The sequence below is a fragment of the Streptococcus mitis genome, assembly GCF_946188695.1.
Lineage (GTDB): Bacteria > Bacillota > Bacilli > Lactobacillales > Streptococcaceae > Streptococcus > Streptococcus mitis_DF.
The window spans coordinates 17,020-40,416 of the sequence record NZ_CAMHWI010000010.1 but is presented as its reverse complement, the minus strand read 5'-3'; the positions used below and the strand labels follow the sequence as shown (position 1 = coordinate 40,416).

The following is a 23,397-nucleotide window of genomic DNA, read 5'->3' as shown; positions in this document are numbered from 1 at the left end:
AAGAAGTGCAGGACAAAAAAGCCTGCAACATCCATGAGCTTTGACCATCATTTCTATTGCTTTTATTATTGTAGCAAATTGAGAAAATTTGTCAATCTAAATGTACTGACAAACTTGTCCATCGCGGTAAGCATTGTCAATCAAACCGCCACCTAGACACTCTTCGCCATCGTAAAAGACAACTGCCTGTCCTGGTGTAATCGCGCGTTGCGGTTCTGCAAAGATAACCTCTGCCTTATCTCCTTTGACATGGACGGTCACCTTAGAATCAGGCTGACGGTAGCGGAATTTAGCCGTACATTCTAGTGTAAATTCCTCTGGCATGTCACGAGTAAAGTGGACTTGACTAGCTTCTAAACTTGTTGACATGAGCGAATCATGGTAGAAACCTTGGCCTACATAGAGGATATTCTTGCTTAGGTCTTTTCCGACAACGAACCAAGGGGCATTGTCACCACCGTGTTGCCCACCGATACCAAGTCCGCCACGCTGACCAATCGTATAGTACATAAGACCTGCATGCTCGCCCATATCGCGACCATCCACAGTCATCATGCGACCAGACTGAGCCGGCAGGTAGTTGCTGAGGAAGTTTTTAAAGTTCTTTTCTCCGATAAAGCAAATCCCTGTCGAGTCTTTCTTCTTGGCAGTCGCAAGGCCTGCTTCTTCTGCTAGTTTTCGTACTTCAGGCTTTTCCAAATGTCCCAACGGGAACATGGTTTTTTGAAGTTGTTCTTGCGAAAGTTGGCTGAGGAAATAGGTTTGGTCCTTGCCATTGTCCACGCCACGAAGCATGTGAACAATACCATCCTCATCACGCGCCACTCGGGCATAGTGCCCAGTCGCTACATAGTCTGCCCCCAAGGTCATGGCATAGTCCAAAAAGGCCTTGAACTTGATTTCCTTGTTGCACATAACATCTGGATTTGGCGTGCGTCCTGCACGGTATTCCGCTAGGAAATACTCGAAAACGCGGTCCCAGTACTCTTTTTCAAAATTGACAGAGTAGTAAGGAATACCAATCTGGTCTGCCACCGCAGCCACATCCTTGTAATCTTCGGTCGCCGTACAGACGCCGTTTTCATCTGTGTCATCCCAGTTCTTCATGAAGATACCGATCACATCGTAACCCTGCTCCTTGAGAAGAAGAGCCGTCACCGACGAATCGACACCACCACTCATCCCCACAACAACACGTGTTTTAGAGTTCTCACTCATGGTAAATCTCCCATCTATTCGTTTATTCACGATTGAAGGTCGTGTGTGCTTCACGATTGAAGGTCGCTTGAGCAGTATTCATTATAACATGCTTGGTTAGAGAAGACAAGAAAGAGGCTGATAATCTACCAACCTCTTATTCTGAACCTATCAATCTAGCACTTTCTAGCTTCATTCGCTTTCTTAGCGACTGCAATCTGGTATTTCACTTGGTCAAATCCTGTACCTCCCAAGGAATTTCGTCTTTGAACAGCAGTTTTAGGTTGCAAGTAGACATAGATATCCTCGGCAATGAGGGAATGATAGGTTTGCAATTCCTCCAAAGTCCAATCTTGAATATTTTTAGCAGACTTGATAGAGTCTAGCACTAATCTTCCCACAACCTCATGAGCTTCTCTAAATGGCAAGCCTTTCCCTGCCAAATAATCTGCCAACTCAGTCGCATTTGAAAAGTCCTTCTCTGTCGACTCTTGCATTTTTTCCTTGTTTACCTGCAAGCTAGATAACATACCTGCTAACACATCAAGGGAATTTAAAATCGTTTCGACTGTGTCAAACATCCCTTCCTTATCCTCTTGCAGATCCTTATTATAAGCTAAAGGCAAGGACTTCATGACTGTCAATAGTCCAAACAGATTCCCATAAACTCTACCAGTCTTTCCTCGAATCAACTCAGCCATATCTGGATTTTTCTTTTGGGGCATAATAGAGGAACCTGTTGTAAATGTATCTGACAAGGTAATGAATTGGTACTCAAAACTACACCAATTGATCATTTCTTCGCAAAAACGGCTCATATGCATCATGAGTATGCTGGCATTGGATAGAAATTCTAAGATAAAATCGCGGTCACTAACAGCATCTAAAGAATTTGTATATGGTTGCTTAAACTCCAGCAAATCGCTAGACAATTGGCGATCAATGGGGAAAGTCGTTCCTGCCAAAGCTGCCGCACCTAGAGGGCATAGGTCTGTATGCTGCTGGTTAAATTCAAAACGTTCACTGTCTCTTTGAAACATATTGTAGTAAGCCATCAGGTGGTGAGCAAAACTAATCGGCTGGGCATGTTGCAGATGGGTATAGCCCGGCATGATCGTCTCCACATGATTTTCCGCCAAATCTAATAAAACACCTTTGAGATGAGCCAGTTTATCTAGGACATGGCCTAGTTGTTCCTTGAGATACAAGTGCATATCTGTCGCAACTTGGTCATTTCGAGAACGAGCCGTATGTAGTTTCCCTGCAAGGGGACCAATTTTTTCTGTCAGCAACACTTCCATATTCATATGAATATCTTCGTTTGTAATATCAAAATCAAGTTGACCTGCCTCTAGCTCTTCTAAAAGCTCTTTCAAGCCTGCTTGAATCTTTTCTGACTCCTCCAAACTCAAAATGCCCGTCTGACCCAGCATCTGAACGTGGGCTAAGGAACCAATCACATCAAATTTAGCTAATTTTTGGTCAAAAGATATACTCGCACCAAAGCGCTCTACCCAGTCTTCGACAGTACCTTCAAAGCGACCACCCCATAATTTTGTATTCTTAGCCATATCACATCCACCTCTCTAGTCAATCACCCTATTTGGCGCTTTTTTGAACCTCAGAATGAACCTTGGTTGGAAGTCCCCACAACTTAATAAAGCCAACAGCCGCATCTTGGTCAAAGGTATCTGCACTAGTATAAGTCGCCAAATTTTCATCATAAAGTGAATTTGGTGATTTCCGAGCCACGACCTGAGCGCTCCCCTTATAGAGTTTAACTTTTGCAGTCCCGTTGACAACTTTTTGGGTCTCTTTAATATAAGCAATCAAGGCTTGTGTAGCCGGATTAAACCACAAAGCATTATAAATGAGATTTGATAATTCATTTTCTATAATTGGTTTAAAATGCGCCACTTCTCTCACAAGCGTCAAATCCTCAATTTCCTTATGAGCTGTCAGCAAGGTCACTGCACCTGGACACTCATAGATTTCTCTTGATTTAATCCCCACCAAGCGATTTTCCACGTGATCAATCCGTCCGACCCCATGTTTTCCAGCTATTTCATTGAGTTTTTGAATCAAATCTGCCAATTTTAACCCTTCTCCATTGAGGGAAACTGGAACACCTTCACTAAACTCAATTTCAATGTATTCTGGCGTATCTGGAGCTTCCTCTGGGGAAGATGTAATACCAAAGGCTTCTTCTGGAGCCTGATTCCATGGATTTTCTAAAATACCACACTCATTGGCACGTCCCCAAAGATTTTGGTCAACAGAGTAAGGATTGTCAAGGTCAGCAGGAACAGGTACCCCATTTTCCTTGGCATAATGAATTTCTTCCTCCCGAGACCATTTCCATTCACGAACGGGCGCAATCACTTTTAAATTGGGATCCAAGGCTGCAATCGATACTTCAAAACGTACTTGGTCATTCCCCTTACCGGTACAACCATGAGCAATTGTAGTCGCTCCTGTCTGATGCGCGATTTCAACCAATTTTTTAGAAATAAGAGGGCGACTCAAGGCAGATACCAAGGGGTACTTTTGTTCATAGTAGGCATGTGACTGGAGAGCCACTAGCACATAATCTGTAGCAAATTCGTCCTTAACATCAATGACATAAGATTCTACTGCCCCAACCTTAAGAGCCTTATCATGGATGAAATCTAAGTCTTTCCCTTCACCCACATCCATACAAACTGCAACAACATCATAGTCTTTCTTTAACCAGGTAATAGCAACTGATGTGTCCAAACCGCCAGAATAGGCCAAAATTACTTTTTCTTTACTCATGTTCTTTTCCTTCTTTCTATTTTTCAATGGACGCTTTAAAGGCATCCTCAATGAGTTTGTCTAATTCTCCAGACTCCTTCAACTTTTGAATGGTTTTATCAACTGCCTCTTTTAATTCCTTGCTATCTTTTTTCATGGCAACCGCATAGGAATCATCTTGTTCTTTTTCAAAATTGAGGTCTGCGATTGCTAAATCAGGATTATTTTCCACAAATCCCTTGGCAACTGGTTCTTCAAAGATAACGGCATCCACTTGTCCTGATTTTAAATCTGTAATTAAATTCCCATTTTTAGGCAGAGATACGAGGGAAGAATTTTGAAGCAAATCTTTCGCCATCGTCTCTTGAATCGAACCTTTCTGCGCTCCGACCTTTTTCTGCGCCAAGTCGTTTACAGACTGATAAGTGGCTAAATCAGATTTTTTGACAATGAGCTTATTTTTTGAAGTATAGTAGGGAGTTGAAAAATCGAATACCTTACTCCGTTCATCTGTCTTAGAAACACCAGATATGGCAAGATCGGCTTTTCCTGATTGAACACTAGCCAGTACATTGTAAAAACTCATGGGAGATAGTTCCAATTCGACACCTAGTTCTGTTGCGATAGCCTTGGCTAATTCGATATCTGAACCCACAATCTGATTTTTCCCATCAACAACTTTTTGATATTCAAATGGAGCAAAATCTGGATTGAGGGCTACAACCAATTTTCCTTTGGACTTGATAGCTTCAATTCCAGCCGATTGATTGTTACTACAAGCAAATAGTAGGGGGAGCATCACTAAACCAAACATCGTCATCAACACCTTCTTCATCTTATTCATAACAAAGCCTCCTTTATGTTTATTCTTTTTGGTTGTATAAATAATACTCCTATGCTCATCATTTGTCAAGTCTAAATTGAAAAAATTTTCAATTCGAAACAAAAAAACCTAGAAATACTACATAAAAATGTCATTCCTAGGCGTATTTATGCTATTTCTCTCTAAAAAACATGAGTATTCAGTCAGTCAAAAGTAGCTGAACAAACTCATTTCCCCTCGCCCAATTCAATGATCCGATGACATTGTTGGGCTACATAAGCATCGTGGGTCACAATAATAACTGTTTTCCCCTCGCGATTCATCTCTAAGAGAAACTTCAAGACCAAATCTCTATTTTCAGGATCCAGAGAACCTGTTGGTTCATCGGCTAAAATCAGCTGACTGGGTTTTAAGATGGCTCTAGCAACTGCAATTCGTTGTTGTTCGCCACCAGACAACTCGGAGACCTTTTGATGCAAAGTAGCTGACAAACCTACTCTCTCTAAAATCTCTTCCACCTTTTTGAGCTGGTCTTTCTTGGACAATTTCACATATTTCAGCGCCAGCATGAGATTGTACTCGACCGTTTCATCATCAATCAGGGCAAAATTTTGAAACAGATAAGAGATATGTTCACGGATTATTGTTTGTGACTTGGCAGAATTAACCGCTAGATTTGTCTGGCCAAAAATCTCATACCGTCCGCTATAATCACCATCTATCAAACCTAATAAATTTAACAAGGTTGACTTACCACTACCACTCTTGCCAACAATGGCTACCAAATCCCCCTGATCAATCCTGAGAGACAAGTGATCCAAAATCACTTTTCCCCCAATGGTTTTCGTAATATTTTCCAACTCAATCATAAGATGCCCCCTTTTAATAACTCTACTAGACTTCTTTTCTCCATCCTAGAAGCCAAGCCTAGCACAAATAGTATATCCAAACATGTAAAGCCTGCAAACAGCAGAAGTGGCAAGAGCGCATGGGCAAAGAAAATCAAGACTAGAAGAGGGAGACTATAGCCCAACAAAAGAAGAACGAGGAGAGGGCGGTAGCGATCGACCAGTTTCCACCCCATAAACTTCTTGGTAATGATATCCCTGCGCTTCAACAAGAAAGTAGTAACGAGTAAAAAGTAGGAGACAATCATACTGAGAAGAGCAAATAAGGCAAAAAGAACGTTAAAATTACGAACAGAATCCCGATAGGTATCAACCATACCCTCTTGAATTGCTTGAATCGATGAAAATTTTAAATAAGTCCCATCTGATAAGTTATCGACTAACTCTGTAATCACTTTTTGATTTTGTTCTGTATTTTCAACTTTCATCGGATTGTTTAAACCTGTCGTTGACAAGTGAGTCTTTTCTTCCCACATCATGTCTTGATCATTTACCAGACTAATGATTGGATTGTGGAGATTTTCCTTTCGCTCATTATTATAAGGGAAGAAAGACCAATCTCCTTCATAGTAGGCAATTTCTACATCCATATCTTCTATTGTTTGCTTTTGCTGATCTTCATACCTCATAGAAAGATAGGCGATGGATTTTCCCAAGAACTGATTCTTGCCTTCTTGTCCTTTGTCACTGACTGGCATCAAAATAACTTTTTTAGTGCTGGTATCTGGTAACTTGAATCCCTTGCTCTTTAGAAAATTGCTATTAGCATAGTAAACATCTACCTTATCAGGCAGTTGGTAGTTCTGCACTTGTTCAGCTTTGATGACTGGTTTGATAGGAAGACTCGTACTTCGCACATAGTTTACTTGTGTTTTTGCTAGCAAGTCTTGATAAAATTGGTAGAAATAATCTGTAGATTTCCCTGACCCTGCTAGCTCTTCTTGCCACAGATTATCATTGAGTTTGAAGGTTTCTAAGGTCAGGTAATTACCTTGACTTACCCACTGTTGCTGATAAGCAAGTTCTTTGTTTTCTTGTTCTAAACTTCTGCCCACCCCAATCAGTAAGGCCGTCAGTAAAATAGTTGTCCCTATTTTCATCACATAATTGAAGATGAGACCAAGTTTGACAGATGAAAAACCTTTCAACATGGAGCTGACTGTCATTTTCTGAATCATCAGGTAGGTCAGCCAACTGATGAACAAATACAACTGTAAAAGCAGAAATTGGGATAAGAGTAAACTTGGGAACAGAAGTTTTGGTCTGTAGTCCAGCACTAAAAATAGTCCCAAGTCAATGATAAGACTTCCACCCAAGAGAAGATAAAAATTAGTCTTTACAAAACCAGCTAAAATCGCTCTACTTTGGAAACCAAGTAACTTTTGAACCCCCACTCGTTTCATCTCCATCATCGGCTGATAAACTGTCATTAAAATCACAAGCAAGATTGCCAAGATAAAGATAATGATAGATAGTAACAACTCTTGATTTAGCACTCCAACCTGACTTCGGTAAGTGGGTTCTAATAAAATCGTCTTATCTATCTGGAAAAAATCACTCCACTTTTGTAGAATGGTATCGCGATCTATCTCTTTGCTGGAGGTAATCATGTAGCGCCCATTTACAGTATGGGATTTATCCTCAATATAGGATTGGAAGGTCTGGAGTCGAATGAGTTTCACCTTTAAAAAGGTGGGAATGGTTCCTAGATTATTGGGAAGATCCTGGTTGCTGTAGACCCCCTTCTCATTCTTTGAAAAATCAAGAGAAGTCAGACCGAACTCCTGATAGGGGAAGGTTTCCTTATTAAAAACACCAGCCTTGACGGCTTCATCGCCATTATCTACTTTGATAATAGAGACCTTGTCTTGATTTGCAACCTCTTCAAAAAATTGGAGAATCGTTTCTGTCGGTTTAGTGACATCTTTCAAGTACAAGTCAAATGAATAGGTTGTCTTGCCCATCTCCTGAATCCGCACTATTTCACGTGTAACATTTACATTCAGGACAAAAAACGTAGTACACAGCAAAAGCAGGAGCATACAAAGATGACTGATTTTTTTCATAGAGATACCTCCCGTGAAGAAACGAAAGCGAGATAGGTGCAGGTACTTTTTATTTTTTGCTAGACCTTAAGTAGGTGTAAATAAATCCTGCACTTATAGCCAGAGTTGTCCACCATTTAAAATCAATATGCAAAAGTGAAAAGATTATAAAACTGATGATTAGCGAGGCTAAAATATAAACAATGATTAAAATTTTATTTTTCATAGGAATTGCCTTTCTGAATGAATTCTAGTGTTTACAGCTCATTTGTAAAGTTTACAATAAGCCACTAGGGCAATTGTCAATCAGAATGTCCGTTTATCTGTCAATAATCCGAGAAAATCTTGTCGTTTCAAGTCGGAGAAATGTTTGGTAGAAAGACTTCCTTTTTGAAGTCCATCATCTCTAACCTGCAAATAATAGCTATGTTGGCTTGTTTTAATTGTCAAAAAATCGCCAAATACAAAAAATTTTTTCCAGTTACGAATCTCAAATTCTTTCATCTCTGATTTTGGAATGCGGATAAGTCCTTGTCTCAAATCACGATGATGCTCACTTGTGAAAGTCATCCCATTCCCAAGATTTCTTATCAGTAGTTCATCTGGAGTTACCGTCACCAGCGCTATTTTAGTTAAGAAAATTTCAACTGTTGGTGGTAAAATCGCCAAATTAAACCAGGGATGTAGGTAACGATAAGCTAAGAAATAGTGAGGCTCCTCACCCAATCCTAGTTGTTTATATAAGGTCTTGACCTCACTATCTAACCTCGCTTCAAAAGACACATCCGAATGCTCTTCTTCCTTCTTCTGATTAAAATAACGCATCCAGACTAGGAAACCTATAAAAATTATGATAAATATTACTGATAAGATATATTTTAAATTATAGTTCATTACTTAACCTCCTGATTAACTTTTCCGCCTAGAGGCCTATCTATTTTGAAAATAGTTCCATAACAACTTTAAATAAAACTGGTGACATTGTATCAAGCTAGAATTCTTTCTTTTCTAGCTGCATCATAATTCTTTGCTGAATACAAAGTTAAGGGCACTGTATTTGTTAACGCTTACACAATCCCTATTTTACCCATATTATAAATCAACATATATAACCTGTCAAGTAATTAAAGAAAAATATTAAATATTTTCAAGTAGTTTCAGTCTTGAATACAATCAAGTTGAAAGGAATACCGTGTGGTTTTTGAATTTTTGAAGTTTCATAGGTCAGTTTGTTGGATAATGTTATAAGAAAATTCATGCTCATCAATAGAAGGCTTAATTCCCCTACAATTATCTGTTTACCTCTGTTATACATTCTAATTTTCTTTAGTCAGCGCAACATCTTTTTATTTTTTGCTGGATTTTAAGTCTGCAAAATAATTCTAAATAAAACTAAAATGAATACTCCTTGCTTTTCTTGAGAGTGAAAAAATACAATAAAATGATTGTAGTGATTACCACAAGATACTGACTAATAGACATCGTATTTGAAGCCACAAATACAGGTAAGGAATAAAAAGGAAGAAGTTCAATTACTTTGATAAACAAATCATTACTAGTATTCATCATAATCGTATTTAATATATTAGGGATAAAAAGTAGTAAAGCTACTAAAATACCAAATACCAAGCCACTTTTCAATTTGTATAAATAGAAAATATAAGATAATAAAAAATAAAATAGGACTAACAAAATTGTATTGACTACAATGGCTACTATAAAATCTAATCCTAAATCACCTGGAACACCCAATTTACTTACAATGACTAGTAGCACAATGCCATTCAAAGCATAAATAATGGAAACTGAGATGGCATATAGAAAATTAGACAAGACGTAAATCATCCGATTCTTCTGTTGATTATAAAATAAACTGATCGTATTGTGGGAAAAATCCCTGCTAATAATTCGGTTAGCATGTATAACAGCCATTAACATACCGAGCATAGCATAAAAATTTGAAATATGCTTAATACCAAGTGATGTCCCTTGAGTCTTTAGAATAAAGAATGTAACCAGTATCGGCGGTATAAACGAGATAATCAAACCGAGATATATTACGCCTGATGAATATAAATCTCTTATATTTTCCTTAAGAAAATTCAATTTATTTAATTTCATGATTGTAACCTTCCTTTATTTTGAACGATTTAGATAAATATCTTTAAGCGTCTCTTTTTTAGTTTCAAAATCAACTACTTTAATAGAGTTTTCGTTAAAAAATTTAAAAAGCTCACTACTTTGAATATTCCCAGACATAGTAACTCTCAGTCCCTCTTCCTGAACAATATCCCCAAATTCTTGTTTGGTAATGAAAATGTCTCTATCTGTAGCTGATGAGAAAGCTATCTCAAACAAGTAATTATGACTATCTTTTCCTACTTTTTGAAATGTCAAAAGCCCGTTCTCCAAGAAAAGAACTCTCTCACAAATTTCTTCAATATCTTCTAATTTATGACTCGATATTAAAATTCCCACATTTTCATGTAAAGCTAAGTTTTTTAGAACCGCTAAAACTATTTGTGATGATTCAATATCTAAACCATTAGTCGGTTCATCTAAAATCAATATATCGGGTTCCGTAACAAGAGTTAGAAGCAAAGCTAATTTTTGTTTTGTACCCAAAGAATAGGTCTTTACTTTTTTATTAATAGACTGAGTCAAATCTAACTCTTGAATCAAACTCCCAAATCTTTCTTGATTGTAGTCAACACCATATAAGTTTGCCAGATATTTTAAATTCTCTAAACCTGTTTTAGATAAAAATAATTTTGGTTCTTCAATTAAATACCCAACATTATCACTACTTATAATATTCCCTGAAGTCGGTTGATTATTCTGAACAAGAATTTTCATCAATGTACTCTTGCCAACTCCGTTTCTCCCTACTAGACCAACAATTTCACCCTTATTAAGTTCAAAATTTATATCTTTGAGAATGATTGAATGACCATAATGCTTACTTACATTTATAACTTCCATTTTTTATTCCTCCCTGTATTTTGTATCTACAGTATACCTCTTCTTTACTCTATTTTAAAATTAGTTAACTTTTTTCACACATTATTTTAGTTTTCTTTTTTACTATTCCTGTTACTATGATACAATATTTTTAATAGGATTTTATTGTTTGTTAACTTTTTTCACAAAAAGGAGAACGCCCATGCGTTATGATTTCGGAAAAGTCTATAAAGAAATACGTGAGTCAAAAGGATTGACCCAAGAAGAGGTCTGTGGGGAGGCTCTCTCAAGAACCAGCTTATCAAAAATTGAAAGTGGTAAAGTAACTCCCAAATATGAAAATATGGAGTTTCTTCTCCGGCAAATCAATATGAGTTTTGAAGAGTTTGACTATATCTGCCACCTCTATCAACCGAGCCAACGAACAGAAATCATGCAAATCTATCTCAATATGAGCTCAACCCTAGGGACTAGTGAACTCGAAAAACTATTTCAAAAATGCCAAGACTATCTCAAAACCCACCACGACCTGCCCATAGAAGAAATCAGAGATATGTTGGAAATTGTCATTCATATCCGTCAACATGGTACAGAGCAACTGTCAGACCAAGTGAAACAGACTGTCAAAAAACTTTGGGAAAAAATTGAAAAACAAGATACATGGTATGAAAATGACCTAAAAATCCTCAATACCATCCTTTTCAGCTTTCCCATTGATCACCTCCATCTCATTACTGGAAAAATCTTGCAACGCTTGGAAGTCTATAAAAACTACCAACATTTATATGACTTACGAATGGCAATCCTACTCAATCTGTCCACCATTTACTTATACCATCAAGACAAAAACATGTGTCAACAAATCTGCTATACTTTACTAGAGGATGCCAAGAAAAAGAAGCACTACGATAGACTTGCTATCTGCTATGTCCGTATCGGGATTTGTAGGGATGACGCTAGACTTATCCAAAAAGGTTTCTCACTTCTGGAGCTGACCGAGGAAACTTCTATGCTGTCTCATCTCAAAAAAGAAGTAGAGATCTATTTTCAACCGAAGGAAAGATAAAAAAGTCGAGGGATTTCCTCGACCTTTTCATATTATTCTATTCATTATTTCTTAATACCAGCCGTTGTTAAGCCAGAAGTTTTTAGCGGCTGTCCATGAACCGTAACGTCCTGCAACGTAGGCATCTGCTACACGTTCTTGGTTTTCAGCTGAGTAGTCACCGTTCAAGTATGAATCTGTCAATTGGTAACGTCCGATATAACGTCCGTTTGTAGCTGTGTAGCTACCGCCTGATTCTTTTTGAGCGATCCATTCTTTGGCTTCTGCTTCAGATCCGCTTACAGTTGAAGCAACAGTTTCTTCTGCTACTGTTTCGCTTGCTACTGGAGTTTCTTCCTCTACCTCTGTAGTTTCTGCCACTGGAGCTGAAACAGCCTCATCTTGGGCAGCTGGAGCTTCATAAGTCGTTGAAGCTGATGCTACTGGCGCTGCTGGACCATCGATAACCAACTCTTGACCAACATAAATCAAATGAACGTTGTCGATGTGGTTGTTTTCTGCCAATTTCTCAACAGTTGTGTTGTGAGTTTCAGCGATTTCTGAAAGTGTATCACCTTCTTTAACTGTGTAAGTTGATGATTCTTGAGCAGATACAAATGATGGAGCAAATACTGCAAACAAGGCAGCTACTCCTGCAAGAGTTGTTTTAATCTTTTTAGTTGTTGATTTCATATTTGAAAATTCTCCTTCTTTCTATAGTTCTATCATACCCTTTAAATATTACCGTTTCTTGACACTTTTATGTAGAAATATTACAAAATTATTTTTTATTTCCCTAAATAAGGTATTTTTTGTCATAAAAGATACTATTTTTATGCTATTTGAGGTATTAGAAAGGTTTTCATCCACAATTAAAGTCAAGACCTTTATTCTTTGATATAATAGAGATAAGAATTTTTATAAGGGGAAACTGATGAAATCACTTCGTTTTCAATCTGTCTTTGATATCATCGGACCAGTTATGATTGGCCCATCTAGTAGCCATACCGCTGGTGCTGTTCGTATTGGGAAGATTGTCTCTTCCATTTTTGATGATACTCCGACAGAAGTCGAATTCCAACTTTTTAACTCATTTGCCAAGACCTATCGTGGTCACGGAACAGACCTAGCCCTTGTTGCAGGTATTTTAGGCATGGATACAGATGATCCTGAAATCCCAAACAGCCTGGAGATTGCCCACAAGCGTGGCATCAAGATTGTCTGGACTATTCAAAAAGACAGCAATGCCCCTCACCCAAACACCACTAAAATTACCGTCAAAAATGCCCATAAAACCATCAGCGTGACTGGTATTTCTATCGGTGGAGGGAATATCCAGGTAACCGAACTCAATGGCTTTGCCGTCTCCCTCAATATGAATACACCGACTATCATCATCGTTCATCAAGATATTCCAGGTATGATTGCCCTCGTAACAGAGGCCCTTTCCCGCTATGGTATCAATATCGCCCAGATGAATGTTACTCGTGAAAAAGCTGGTGAAAAAGCTATTATGATTATCGAAGTTGACAGTCGCAACTGTGATGAGGCCATCGAAGAAATTCGAAAAATCCCTCATCTCCACAATGTCAATTTCTTTAAATAGGAGGAAACATGTTTTATTCTATCAAAGAATTGGTCGAGCAAGCAGATCTGGACTTTCAAGGAAATGTCGCAGAACTCATGATTACAACAGAGTTTGAATTGACCGGTCGCGAACGTGAAGAAGTCCTCCTTCTCATGGAACGCAATCTGGAGGTCATGAAAGCCTCTGTCCAACTTGGCCTCAATGAAAATAAATCTCGTAGTGGCCTGACAGGTGGAGATGCTGCCAAACTGGATCACTACATTAAAAACGGAAAAACTCTGTCAGATTACACGATTCTCTCTGCTGCCCGAAATGCCATCGCAGTCAATGAACACAATGCTAAAATGGGCTTGGTCTGCGCTACTCCGACCGCAGGAAGTGCTGGCTGTCTGCCTTCCGTTCTCACTGCTGCTATTGAAAAGTTAGACCTCAGCCACGAGCAACAACTGGATTTCCTCTTTGCTGCCGGTGCCTTTGGACTAGTCATCGCAAATAATGCCTCTATCTCAGGTGCTGAAGGTGGTTGTCAGGCCGAGGTTGGTTCGGCCTCTGCTATGAGTGCTGCAGCCTTGACTCTGGCTGCAGGTGGAACACCTTATCAGGCCAGTCAAGCCATTGCCTTTGTCATTAAAAATATGCTGGGCCTCATCTGTGACCCTGTTGCCGGCTTGGTCGAAGTTCCCTGCGTCAAGCGCAATGCTATGGGAGCTAGCTTTGCCTTCATCGCAGCAGACATGGCCTTGGCAGGTATCGAATCTAAAATTCCTGTGGATGAAGTTATCGATGCCATGTACCAAGTAGGAGCAAGCATGCCAACTGCCTTTCGTGAAACAGCTGAAGGTGGACTCGCTGCCACACCAACTGGTCGTCGCCTCCAAAAAGAAATTTTCGGAGAATAAGCTTATCAAATAGGAGAAACCATGACCTCTATCACAGCGATTTTTTTCGATCTGGACGGAACCCTCGTTGATAGTTCTATCGGGATTCACAATGCCTTTACCCATACCTTTAAGGAGCTCGGAGTGCCTAGCCCTGATGCCAAAACTATTCGTGGTTTTATGGGACCGCCTCTCGAAAGTAGTTTTGCGACCTGCCTTCCCAAAGACCAAATTTCTGAGGCTATCCAGATATACCGTTCTTACTACAAAGCAAAAGGCATCCATGAAGCTCAACTCTTTCCTCAGATTGTAGACTTGCTTGAGAAGTTATCGAGCAATTACCCTCTTTATATCACCACTACAAAGAATACTCCAACCGCTCAAGACATGACTAAAAACTTGGGAATCCATCATTTCTTTGATGGCATTTATGGTTCCAGCCCTGAAGCACCCCATAAGGCAGATGTCATTCGCCAAGCCTTACAGATACATCAACTAACACCGGAACAAGCCATCATCATCGGAGATACCAAGTTTGATATGCTGGGAGCTCAAGAAACAGGCATTCAGAAATTGGCCGTCACTTGGGGATTTGGAGAGCAAGCAGATTTACTAGACTATCAACCTGATTATATCGCTCACAAACCCTTAGAAGTTTTGGAGTATTTTCAATAACATAGACTGGGCGACAACCCCATTTCAGAAGAAAATAAAGTAAGTCTCTACATAACAAAATGCATATTACCAAGGTTCTTCAGACCTGATAATATGCATTTTTCTTTTTTATTCAACGTGGGTTGTTTGATTGGCAAAGGCGATAATAGCTTGCTTCAACTCATCTCCACTGAGAGTGCGGAACTCTTCAATCTTTTGATCGATGGCTTCTAGAGGCATGACATTAACCTTACCAACGAAAATCTTATCCATAACTTGGTTATCAACAAGTTCGGTTGATACCAAGAGTTCTTCGTAAAGTTTTTCGCCTGGGCGGATTCCAACTTCAACAATTGGAATTTCGCTCTCAGTGTGTCCACTTAGAAGGACCATTTTCTTAGCCAAGTCATAAATCTTGACTGGTTTGCCCATATCAAGGATAAAGACTTCTCCATCTTTAGCATAAGCACCAGCATGGATAACCAAACGGCTAGCTTCTGGAATGGTCATAAAGTAACGGGTCATGCGGAAGTCTGTCACCGTTACAGGACCACCTTCAGCAATCTGACGCTCAAAGACTGGAATGACACTGCCACGACTACCAAGAACATTCCCAAAACGAACCGCACAGTAGGTCGATTGGCTACGTTGGTTAAATCCAGTGACAATCAACTCAGCCACGCGCTTGGTTGCTCCCATAACATTTGGTGGATTAACCGCCTTATCTGTCGAAATCATAACCATCTTAGGTACTTTGGCTTCATCAACAGCCTTAGCAACATTGTAAGTTCCACGAATATTGTTTTTGAAGGCTTCTTTTGGATTGCGCTCCATCATAGGAACATGCTTGTGGGCTGCCGCATGATAAACAATAGCTGGCTTGTACTGTTCAAAGACTTGCAACAGACGGTCATAGTCTTGAATGTCCGCAATCACAGGTACATAATCAATCCCTTGGAACTTACGAATCAATTCATGATACACAAGGTAGATTGAATTTTCCCCGTGACCGAGCAAGACGATACGTTCAGGATTGAAACGGCTAACTTGGCGACAGATTTCAGAACCGATTGAGCCACCAGCACCTGTAACCAAGATAGTTTTTCCAGTAAGTTCTGCGCCCAGACGCGATTCGTCAAGACGAATTTCCTGACGGCCCAAAAGGTCTGTAATATCAATTTTTTGGAAGCCAGTACCTGCTTGGTGAAGTCCCTGAACAACGGTTTCAACCTTAGGCATCTTGTAACATTTGACACCCAGCTTATTACACATCTGCAAGATACGCTCATATTCTGACGGGTCAAGCGACGGAATCGCAACGATAACACGCTCGATTTGATGGCGTTTGGCTAATTCAGGCAATTCATCATATGAACCCAAAACAGGAATCCCACCAAGTTTTTGTCCCTTTTTCTTCGCATCCTTATCCAAAATACCAACAAGTTCCAAATCACTGGTTGGATGTTGGTAACTATCCATAAAGAGGGCTCCGCCATCACCAGCACCAATCAAGAAGGTTCGACGGTGTTCCCCATCACCACTTCCTTTTTTGCGTCTAGAGTAGATTAACTGCCAAGTAATCCGTGGCAACAAAATCAAGAAGGTACTCAACAAGATAAAGAGAATGATGAAACGGATTGAAAAGAGTGGCAAGAAGGCATAGCAGATACTATATGACAAGACACTGCTGGCAGTCACACCAAAAAAGATTTTCATGAAATCCGTAATCTTGCTGTAACGACTGATACTAGCGTTCAATCCCCAAAATCCAATCATCAATTGATAGAACAGGAAGGCCAAACTCGTATAGATGATGTAGTCAACAGGTGCTGGATTAATCAAGCCGTAGAATAAGATATAAGATACAATGATGGAAACCACCATACTCAAAATATCAAATATTCCCCAGAAAACCTGCTTTTGTTGTTTATTTAAAATTTCCACCAGATCAATCACATAATCTGTGAGTTTTTTATTCATAGAAATTTACTCCTCCTTAAAAGAGTTTTACTATATTGTTATTGTAGCACATTTTAATTTATTTGGCTTATTTTTCCAAATAAATTACTGTTCCCTTGTACTCTTTCTTCCATTTAAATCCTCTAATTAAACCTACAACCGTTCCAAGGCCATAAGCAAAGTGAATGGAAAATAAAAGAAAGGGCATCACAATTAGAAATCCATTTTTATGTTTTAATAAAGTCAGCAAAGTGAGTAATGACAAAAGTAGAAAATAAGCACCTAATAGTAAAGTTATGAATACAAATGTGATCGGTAACAATGCTAGACTAAACACAAGACTCAAAACAAATAAACAAGGAACATAGTGAAATAATGATAAACACTTAGGCTGAACATGACTTGTCAAGCCAATCCACAAACCATTTGAATACTTTTGATGCAGCATTTTCTTGAATGTTGGTCGAATATACTGATAAGATAGAATACTTGGGCTATAGCGGATTTTATAACCATGTTCTCGAACTCTATAATGAATATCATTATCTTCAGTTCGGCCAAGTTGCTCATTTACTAAACCAACCTTCTGGAAAACCTCTCGTTTATACATCCCATGAAAAATAGAAGAAACATATCTATCCTCGGAACTATTTCGATAATTGGCAATGCTACTGCCAAACATATTTTCCTCAACAAGATGCAAGGTCTCTGCCCATTTTCCCTTTCCTTCAACAATCGTCGGTCTAGGTCCCCCACAGACAGATTCACCTTGTTGAATAACAGCCACATTATTCATTACAAAACTCTCAGTAACTTTTGAATGAGCATCAATTTTTAAAATAAGGTCCCCTACAGAATGTTTAACTCCCAGGTTAAAACCACTAGCTTGATTTTTCTTAGGATTGTTATACAATCTAATTGAGTTAAACTCTGTGTCTTCTTTTATAAATTGCTGAATGATGGCTGTTGTCCCATCTGTAGACATAGCATTTATAAATAGAATTTCAATATTTTCTTTAGGATAGGTTTGATTTTTTAAGTCGTCAATTAGACCAGGCAGGTATTTTTCTTCATTGTATGCACTGATTACAATGGATACGAGAAGACTTTCAACATTTTGAGTCACTACTACTCTCCTGAATTTTTCCTTCCACTATTTTATCATAATTTTCAAGACTTTCCCATTTTTATCTTGAAAGCCAGAAACCTTACTTGACATTATAGGGAAAAAGCCTTAAAATAAGCTGTTATTAAAATCAGCTAGAAGAGGTATTATATGAAAAAGCAATCACTCTTTTTTGTTCCAGGTATTATCCTGATTGGTGTTTCCTTGCGGACTCCTTTTACTGTTTTACCCATTATTTTGGGAGATATTTCGCAAGGGCTGGGAGTCGAAGTTAGTTCGCTTGGTGTCTTGACCAGCCTTCCTCTCCTCATGTTTACCCTCTTCTCACTCTTTTCTACCCGACTGGCTCAGAAAATTGGCTTAGAACATCTCTTTACCTATAGTCTCTTCTTCTTGACCATTGGCTCACTTATTCGACTAATCAATCTGCCCCTGCTCTATCTAGGAACCTTGATGGTTGGGGCAAGTATCGCAGTCATCAATGTTCTGCTTCCTAGTCTTATCCAAGCCAATCAACCAAAGAAGATTGGTTTTCTGACCACCTTATATGTAACGTCTATGGGGATTGCGACGGCTCTGGCCTCCTATCTGGCTGTACCTATTACACAAGCCAGTTCTTGGAAAGGACTTATCATCCTCCTCACCCTGCTCTGCCTAGCAACTTTTTTGGTCTGGCTCCCAAATCACCGCTATAATCACAGACTGGCTCCACAAACCAAACAAAAAAGCAAAGCAAAGGTCATGCATAATAAACAGGTCTGGGCAGTGATTGTCTTTGCAGGTTTTCAATCCTTGCTCTTTTACACAGCTATGACCTGGCTACCTACCATGGCTATCCACGCAGGCCTATCCAGTCACGAAGCTGGCTTGCTGACTTCTATCTTCTCGCTGATTAGCATTCCTTTTTCAATGACCATCCCAAGCCTGACAACCAGCTTGTCAACTCGCAACCGTCAGCTCATGCTCACTTTGGTTTCACTAGCTGGTGTGGTCGGCATTTCCATGCTCTTCTTCCCAGTCGGTAATTTCTTTTACTGGCTTGCCATCCATCTCCTCATCGGAACCGCAACCAGCGCCCTCTTCCCCTATCTCATGGTCAACTTTTCACTCAAGACAAGCGCCCCTGAAAAGACAGCCCAATTGTCCGGTCTATCTCAAACAGGAGGCTATATCCTGGCAGCCTTTGGACCGACTCTCTTTGGTTACAGTTTTGATTTTTTCCACTCTTGGGTGCCAGCTGTAGCTGCCCTCTTACTCGTCGATATCCTGATGACTGTGGCCCTCTTTACAGTGGACAGAGCCGATAAAATCCTCTAAACTTCTAGTTTTGTCTAGAAGTTTTTTTATATATAAAAATTTTACACATTTTTCTTGACAGGGCTTTCTTTTAGATGTACAATGTATGTATAGAAAAATTATATATAAAAATCTTACACATTAGAAAAGGAGGTTCCCCATGTACTTTCCAACATCCTCTGCCTTGATTGAATTTCTCATCTTGGCCGTACTGGAGCAGGATGATTCTTATGGTTATGAGATTAGCCAAACCATTAAGCTGATCGCTAATATCAAAGAATCTACACTCTATCCCATTCTCAAAAAATTGGAAGGCAATAGCTTTCTGACAACCTATTCTAGAGAGTTCCAAGGTCGCATGCGCAAATACTACTCCTTGACAAATGGTGGTATAGAACAGCTCGTGACCCTAAAAGATGAATGGGCACTCTATACAGACACCATCAATGGCATCATAGAAGGGAGTATCCGCCATGACAAGAACTGAATACCTGACTCAGCTAGAACTCTATCTCAAAAAACTGCCTCAGGCTGACCAAATTGAAGCCATGGACTATTTCAGGGAACTCTTTGACGATGCTGGAGTCGATGGAGAAGAAGAACTCATCGCTAGCTTAGGAACTCCCAAAGAAGCGGCCCACGAAGTTCTCTCCAATCTTCTCGATAAAAAAATCAATGAAGCACCTGCTCAAAAGAATAACCGACAAATTTTGCATATCGCCTTGTTAGCTCTCCTTGCAGCACCCATCGGTATTCCTCTGGGAATCGCCATCCTCGTGTCCCTGTTCGCAATCCTTGTGGCAGCCTTGACTGTCATTCTAGCTTTCTTTGCGATTTCCATACTTGGTATCATTGGCGGATTCCTATTTTTAGTTGAAAGTTTCACTGTCCTAACCCAAGCTAAATCAGCCTTTATCTTGATTTTCGGTTCTGGTTTACTAGCTATCGGTGCTTCTTCACTAGTTTTACTAGGTATTTCCTATGTAGCTCGCTTCTTCGGCCTACTCATTGTTCGCCTGGTGCAATTTGTTCTTAAAAAGGGAAAGAGAGGTGACCAGCATGCGTAAATTGACAAAAGGATTTCTCATTTTTGGTGTGGTGACTACCGTTATCGGCTTTGTCCTGCTCTTTGTAGGCATCCAATCTGACGGAATTAAGAGCCTACTGGCCATGTCCAAAGAACCTGTCTATGATAGCCGGATGGAAGAGCTAACCTTTGGCAAGGAAGTCGAAAACCTAGAAATTACTCTCCACCAACACGCGCTCACCATCACAGACTCTTTGGATGATCAAATCCACATTTCTTACCATCCATCACTCTCTGCTCACCATGATCTTGTTACGAATCAAAACGACAAAACTCTAAGCCTCACTGATAAGAAACTGTCTGAAACCCCATTTCTCTCTTCTGGAATTGGCGGGATTCTCCATATCGCAAGTAGCTACTCTCGTCGTTTTGAAGAAGTTATTCTCCAAGTTCCAAAAGGAAGAAGTCTAAAAGGGATCAACGTGTCAGCCAATCGTGGACAAACCACCATCATAAATGCTAGCCTTGAAAATGCGACCCTCAATACAAACAGCTATCTCCTCCGAATTGAAGGAAGTCGTATCAAAAACAGTAAACTCACAACACCAAATATCATCAATATCTTTAGCACAGAACTGACAGATAGTCAGCTAGAGTCAACAGAAAATCACTTCCACGCTGAAAAAATCCAAGTACACGGTAAGGTGGAATTGATGGCGAAAACAGACCTACAACTGCTACTTTCCGAAGAAGAAAAACAAAGAATCAACTTAGATCTTTCAACAAAACATGGTTCTATTCTTCATTTTTTAAGAGAAGGAAGACGTTCGTTTAAAAACAAAGAAAACAAAGATGAACGATTAAGCAATCCTTATAAAACAGAAAAAGCAGATGCAAAAGATCAACTCATGGCAAGAGCAGAACAGGATATCTATCTACTCAAATCAGAGGAACACGAGTCTTCTTCTAGAAATCGTTGACAAAAGCGCTTACATCTGCTAATGTAAAATAAAAAAACAACCAAAAAGGAGGTTCCTCATGAAACAAGAATGGTTTGAAAGTAATGATTTTGTAAAAACAACAAGCAAGAACAAGCCTGATGAACAGTCCCAAAATGTTACAGACAAGGCTGAAGAAACGATAGCCGATCTCGATACACCAATTGAAAAAAATACTCAAGTAGAGGAGGAAGTTTCTCAAGCTGAAGCCGAACTAGAAAGCCAGCAAGAAGAGAAAATTGAAACTCCTGAAGACAGTGAAGCGAGAACAGAAATAGAAGAAAAGAAAGCATTAGATTCTACGGAGGAAGAGCAAGACCTTTCTAAAGAAACAGAAAAAGTCACTATAGCTGAAGAGAGTCAAGAAGCACTTCCTCAGCAAAAACCAACCACGAAAGAGCCCCTTCTTCTCAGTCAATCCTTAGAAAGTCCCTATATTCCCGACCAAGCTCCAAAATCTACGGATAGATGGAAAGAGCAAGCGCTTGATTTTTGGTCTTGGCTAGTGGAAGCTCTCAAATCTCCTACGAGCAATATTGAAACAAGTAGCACACACAGTTACACAGCCTTTCTCTTGCTCATTCTGTTTTCTGCGTCTTCCTTTTTCTTTAGTATCTACCACATCAAACATGCTTACTATGGACATATAGCAACTATGCATAATCACTTCCCTGAACAATTTGCTTCATTAAATCTATTTTCGATTATCTCTATCCTAGTAGCAACAACACTCTTCTTCTTTTCATTCATCTTGGGTAGTTTCGTTGTGAGACGATTTATCCACCAAGAAAAAAACTGGACGCTAGAAAAGGTTCTCCAACAATATAGTCAACTCTTGGCAATTCCAATCTTCCTCACTGCCACTGCTAGTTTCTTTGCCTTCTTTGACAGCCTGCGATTTACAGCCCTCTTGTGTGTGATTAGCATTGGAATCATTCTGCTTGCCAGTCTCCATATCATTACAAGACCAAGTCAAGCAAGTGAAACCGACTCCTTCTATCAATTATTCTTGTCTGTCCTTGTGAACGGAGTCATTATCCTCCTCTTCTTTGTAGCTGAAGTCGCACTGATTGGGGATTATCTTCGTATCTTGGCCTTTCTTTAAACTTCAATCCTGTCTTTTATGGCAGGATTTTTTATATGCTAAAAAGCAAGTCGATTGACCTGCTTCTACTTTACTTTTCTTGTGCTAATGCTTTAAAATCTTTGTCTAAGATGGGTTGCACTTCTAATTGATTAGCATCTAGTTGGTGGTAAGATGCTGATGGTAGTGACTCTAGGAATTTTGCATAGTCCAAGCGAGCGATAGCTTCATAGTCTTCTGGTTTAGAGCCGTCTCCTGTGATTTGAACCAAGTCAATCTCCCACTGCACTTCCTTATTCACCAATTGCTCAATATAGGCAGCAGGAACAAATGGTTCTCTCGGTAATACTGTCTTGACACCTTGAGCCAGATGGTAAACACCGTGCACTTGGTCTTCTCCATCCTGATAGAAGGAAACTCTTGCAAAGTAAGCATCCGTCTCTTGAACCGCACGCACACGCGCTTCAAACTGAGCCAAGCCATCTGCCTCTAAAAAGCTTTTCAAATCCTCATGACTAAAGAAAATAGGATTAAAAATTCCTTGGCAAATCGTAAAACGGGCTACAGTGTCTGTCAGATAGGCTTGAATACTTGCTTGGAAATAAGCTTCAAAGTCAAAACCATCTAGCCCTTCAATCTCAGTTCCTGTATAAGCAAGCAAAGCATCTAAAAATGACTTGATGATCTCCCAGTCTGTCTGCGTTAGTAGGTCAGGAAGATCGACACGGTAAGCCTTTTGACCATCAGCATAACTAACCTTAAAAAGAAATTGTGATTGCCCCACTATCGCACACTCGATATACTCGAGACGATTAAGAGGCTGACGGAGATAGACAGCATCATAGCTATGTGACTCCAAACCGTCTACCAAGGACAAGATAGACTTGGCAGTCAAAATCTCCTGTTCTCCTAAAATGCTCTGTTTATTTGGAATAAAAAATGTTTTCGTCATAACTGAACTCCTTTTGAAATCGTTTACATATAGTATACCTTATTTTTCTGAAAGATACAGAAACAAACTTTAGATTTTTGA

Annotated in this window: 22 protein-coding genes; 9 read left to right on the top strand and 13 right to left on the bottom strand. The window is 39.5% G+C overall.

Annotated features, from left to right (window positions below; genetic code table 11):
- Positions 1 to 96 precede the first annotated feature (96 nt).
- The 9 genes from mnmA to N8L33_RS05635 all read right to left on the bottom strand — a co-directional run bounded on the left by mnmA (position 97) and on the right by N8L33_RS05635 (position 10,730).
- Positions 97 to 1,218 (bottom strand): tRNA 2-thiouridine(34) synthase MnmA, encoded by a 1,122-nt coding sequence (gene mnmA, locus N8L33_RS05675; protein WP_261059154.1) that lies wholly within the window; start codon positions 1,216 to 1,218, stop codon positions 97 to 99.
- A 155-nt stretch (positions 1,219 to 1,373) separates the two neighbouring features.
- The gene (gene argH / locus N8L33_RS05670) at positions 1,374 to 2,768 is read right to left on the bottom strand and encodes an argininosuccinate lyase (protein ID WP_261059153.1); all 1,395 of its coding nucleotides are present in this window, start codon (positions 2,766 to 2,768) and stop codon (positions 1,374 to 1,376) included.
- Positions 2,769 to 2,796: 28 nt separating this feature from the next.
- Positions 2,797 to 3,993 (bottom strand): argininosuccinate synthase, encoded by a 1,197-nt coding sequence (locus tag N8L33_RS05665; RefSeq protein WP_261059152.1) that lies wholly within the window; start codon positions 3,991 to 3,993, stop codon positions 2,797 to 2,799.
- 16 nt (positions 3,994 to 4,009) lie between these two features.
- Entirely contained in the window at positions 4,010 to 4,816 is an 807-nt protein-coding gene (locus N8L33_RS05660; protein WP_261059151.1) for an ABC transporter substrate-binding protein, read from the bottom strand.
- Between the two features lie 206 nt (positions 4,817 to 5,022).
- Positions 5,023 to 5,664 carry an ABC transporter ATP-binding protein gene (locus N8L33_RS05655; RefSeq protein WP_261059150.1) on the bottom strand — a complete coding sequence of 214 codons (642 nt, stop codon included), beginning with the start codon at positions 5,662 to 5,664 and terminating at the stop codon, positions 5,023 to 5,025.
- Complete coding sequence (locus tag N8L33_RS05650; RefSeq protein WP_261059149.1) at positions 5,661 to 7,769, bottom strand: bacteriocin-associated integral membrane family protein; 2,109 nt, start codon at positions 7,767 to 7,769, stop codon at positions 5,661 to 5,663. Before N8L33_RS05650 ends, N8L33_RS05655 begins: the two co-directional genes overlap by 4 nt.
- A gap of 285 nt (positions 7,770 to 8,054) precedes the next feature.
- The gene (locus N8L33_RS05645; RefSeq protein ID WP_261059148.1) at positions 8,055 to 8,642 is read right to left on the bottom strand and encodes a hypothetical protein; all 588 of its coding nucleotides are present in this window, start codon (positions 8,640 to 8,642) and stop codon (positions 8,055 to 8,057) included.
- Positions 8,643 to 9,140: 498 nt separating this feature from the next.
- Positions 9,141 to 9,869, bottom strand: a complete 729-nt coding sequence (locus N8L33_RS05640) for a hypothetical protein (RefSeq protein WP_261059147.1) — start codon at positions 9,867 to 9,869, stop codon at positions 9,141 to 9,143.
- A 15-nt stretch (positions 9,870 to 9,884) separates the two neighbouring features.
- Positions 9,885 to 10,730: an ABC transporter ATP-binding protein gene (locus N8L33_RS05635; RefSeq protein WP_261059146.1), complete on the bottom strand. Its 846-nt coding sequence runs from the start codon at positions 10,728 to 10,730 to the stop codon at positions 9,885 to 9,887.
- A gap of 181 nt (positions 10,731 to 10,911) precedes the next feature.
- On the opposite strand from N8L33_RS05635, the gene N8L33_RS05630 reads away from it, so the two are divergent.
- Positions 10,912 to 11,775, top strand: a complete 864-nt coding sequence (locus N8L33_RS05630; protein WP_261059145.1) for a helix-turn-helix domain-containing protein — start codon at positions 10,912 to 10,914, stop codon at positions 11,773 to 11,775.
- A gap of 51 nt (positions 11,776 to 11,826) precedes the next feature.
- Here the strand turns inward: N8L33_RS05630 and apf are convergent, their stop codons facing one another.
- On the bottom strand, positions 11,827 to 12,447 hold the full coding sequence (apf, locus tag N8L33_RS05625; protein ID WP_261059143.1) for an aggregation-promoting factor: 621 nt from the start codon (positions 12,445 to 12,447) through the stop codon (positions 11,827 to 11,829).
- Positions 12,448 to 12,688: 241 nt separating this feature from the next.
- Here apf and sdaAB point away from each other — a divergent pair, with 241 nt between their 5' ends.
- From sdaAB to N8L33_RS05610, 3 genes are read left to right on the top strand one after another with little or no spacing between them, the layout of a single operon-like run.
- Positions 12,689 to 13,360, top strand: a complete 672-nt coding sequence (sdaAB, locus tag N8L33_RS05620) for an L-serine ammonia-lyase, iron-sulfur-dependent subunit beta (protein ID WP_000838912.1) — start codon at positions 12,689 to 12,691, stop codon at positions 13,358 to 13,360.
- Positions 13,361 to 13,368: 8 nt separating this feature from the next.
- The gene (gene sdaAA, locus N8L33_RS05615) at positions 13,369 to 14,241 is read left to right on the top strand and encodes an L-serine ammonia-lyase, iron-sulfur-dependent, subunit alpha (RefSeq protein WP_000500043.1); all 873 of its coding nucleotides are present in this window, start codon (positions 13,369 to 13,371) and stop codon (positions 14,239 to 14,241) included.
- A 21-nt stretch (positions 14,242 to 14,262) separates the two neighbouring features.
- Positions 14,263 to 14,895, top strand: coding sequence for an HAD family hydrolase (locus N8L33_RS05610; RefSeq protein WP_218764727.1), 633 nt, complete (start codon positions 14,263 to 14,265; stop codon positions 14,893 to 14,895).
- A 108-nt stretch (positions 14,896 to 15,003) separates the two neighbouring features.
- Here N8L33_RS05610 and N8L33_RS05605 read toward each other — a convergent pair whose 3' ends face one another.
- Both N8L33_RS05605 and N8L33_RS05600 read right to left on the bottom strand, forming a co-directional pair.
- Positions 15,004 to 16,854: a polysaccharide biosynthesis protein gene (locus N8L33_RS05605; protein ID WP_060805906.1), complete on the bottom strand. Its 1,851-nt coding sequence runs from the start codon at positions 16,852 to 16,854 to the stop codon at positions 15,004 to 15,006.
- Between the two features lie 67 nt (positions 16,855 to 16,921).
- Positions 16,922 to 17,959 carry a glycosyltransferase family 2 protein gene (locus N8L33_RS05600; RefSeq protein WP_374702229.1) on the bottom strand — a complete coding sequence of 346 codons (1,038 nt, stop codon included), beginning with the start codon at positions 17,957 to 17,959 and terminating at the stop codon, positions 16,922 to 16,924.
- Between the two features lie 150 nt (positions 17,960 to 18,109).
- Here N8L33_RS05600 and N8L33_RS05595 point away from each other — a divergent pair, with 150 nt between their 5' ends.
- The 5 genes from N8L33_RS05595 to N8L33_RS05575 all read left to right on the top strand — a co-directional run bounded on the left by N8L33_RS05595 (position 18,110) and on the right by N8L33_RS05575 (position 22,385).
- Complete coding sequence (locus tag N8L33_RS05595) at positions 18,110 to 19,276, top strand: CynX/NimT family MFS transporter (RefSeq protein WP_261059139.1); 1,167 nt, start codon at positions 18,110 to 18,112, stop codon at positions 19,274 to 19,276.
- Positions 19,277 to 19,415: 139 nt separating this feature from the next.
- Positions 19,416 to 19,742: a PadR family transcriptional regulator gene (locus N8L33_RS05590; protein WP_000273858.1), complete on the top strand. Its 327-nt coding sequence runs from the start codon at positions 19,416 to 19,418 to the stop codon at positions 19,740 to 19,742.
- Positions 19,729 to 20,322 (top strand): DUF1700 domain-containing protein, encoded by a 594-nt coding sequence (locus tag N8L33_RS05585; protein WP_261059135.1) that lies wholly within the window; start codon positions 19,729 to 19,731, stop codon positions 20,320 to 20,322. Before N8L33_RS05590 ends, N8L33_RS05585 begins: the two co-directional genes overlap by 14 nt.
- Positions 20,315 to 21,262 (top strand): DUF4097 family beta strand repeat-containing protein, encoded by a 948-nt coding sequence (locus tag N8L33_RS05580; protein ID WP_261059134.1) that lies wholly within the window; start codon positions 20,315 to 20,317, stop codon positions 21,260 to 21,262. Before N8L33_RS05585 ends, N8L33_RS05580 begins: the two co-directional genes overlap by 8 nt.
- A 58-nt stretch (positions 21,263 to 21,320) precedes the next feature.
- Positions 21,321 to 22,385, top strand: a complete 1,065-nt coding sequence (locus N8L33_RS05575) for a DUF6574 domain-containing protein (protein WP_261059133.1) — start codon at positions 21,321 to 21,323, stop codon at positions 22,383 to 22,385.
- A 70-nt stretch (positions 22,386 to 22,455) separates the two neighbouring features.
- On the opposite strand, the gene N8L33_RS05570 is transcribed toward N8L33_RS05575, so the two are convergent.
- Positions 22,456 to 23,316: a DUF4299 domain-containing protein gene (locus N8L33_RS05570; RefSeq protein ID WP_261059132.1), complete on the bottom strand. Its 861-nt coding sequence runs from the start codon at positions 23,314 to 23,316 to the stop codon at positions 22,456 to 22,458.
- Between the last annotated feature and the right edge of the window lie 81 nt (positions 23,317 to 23,397).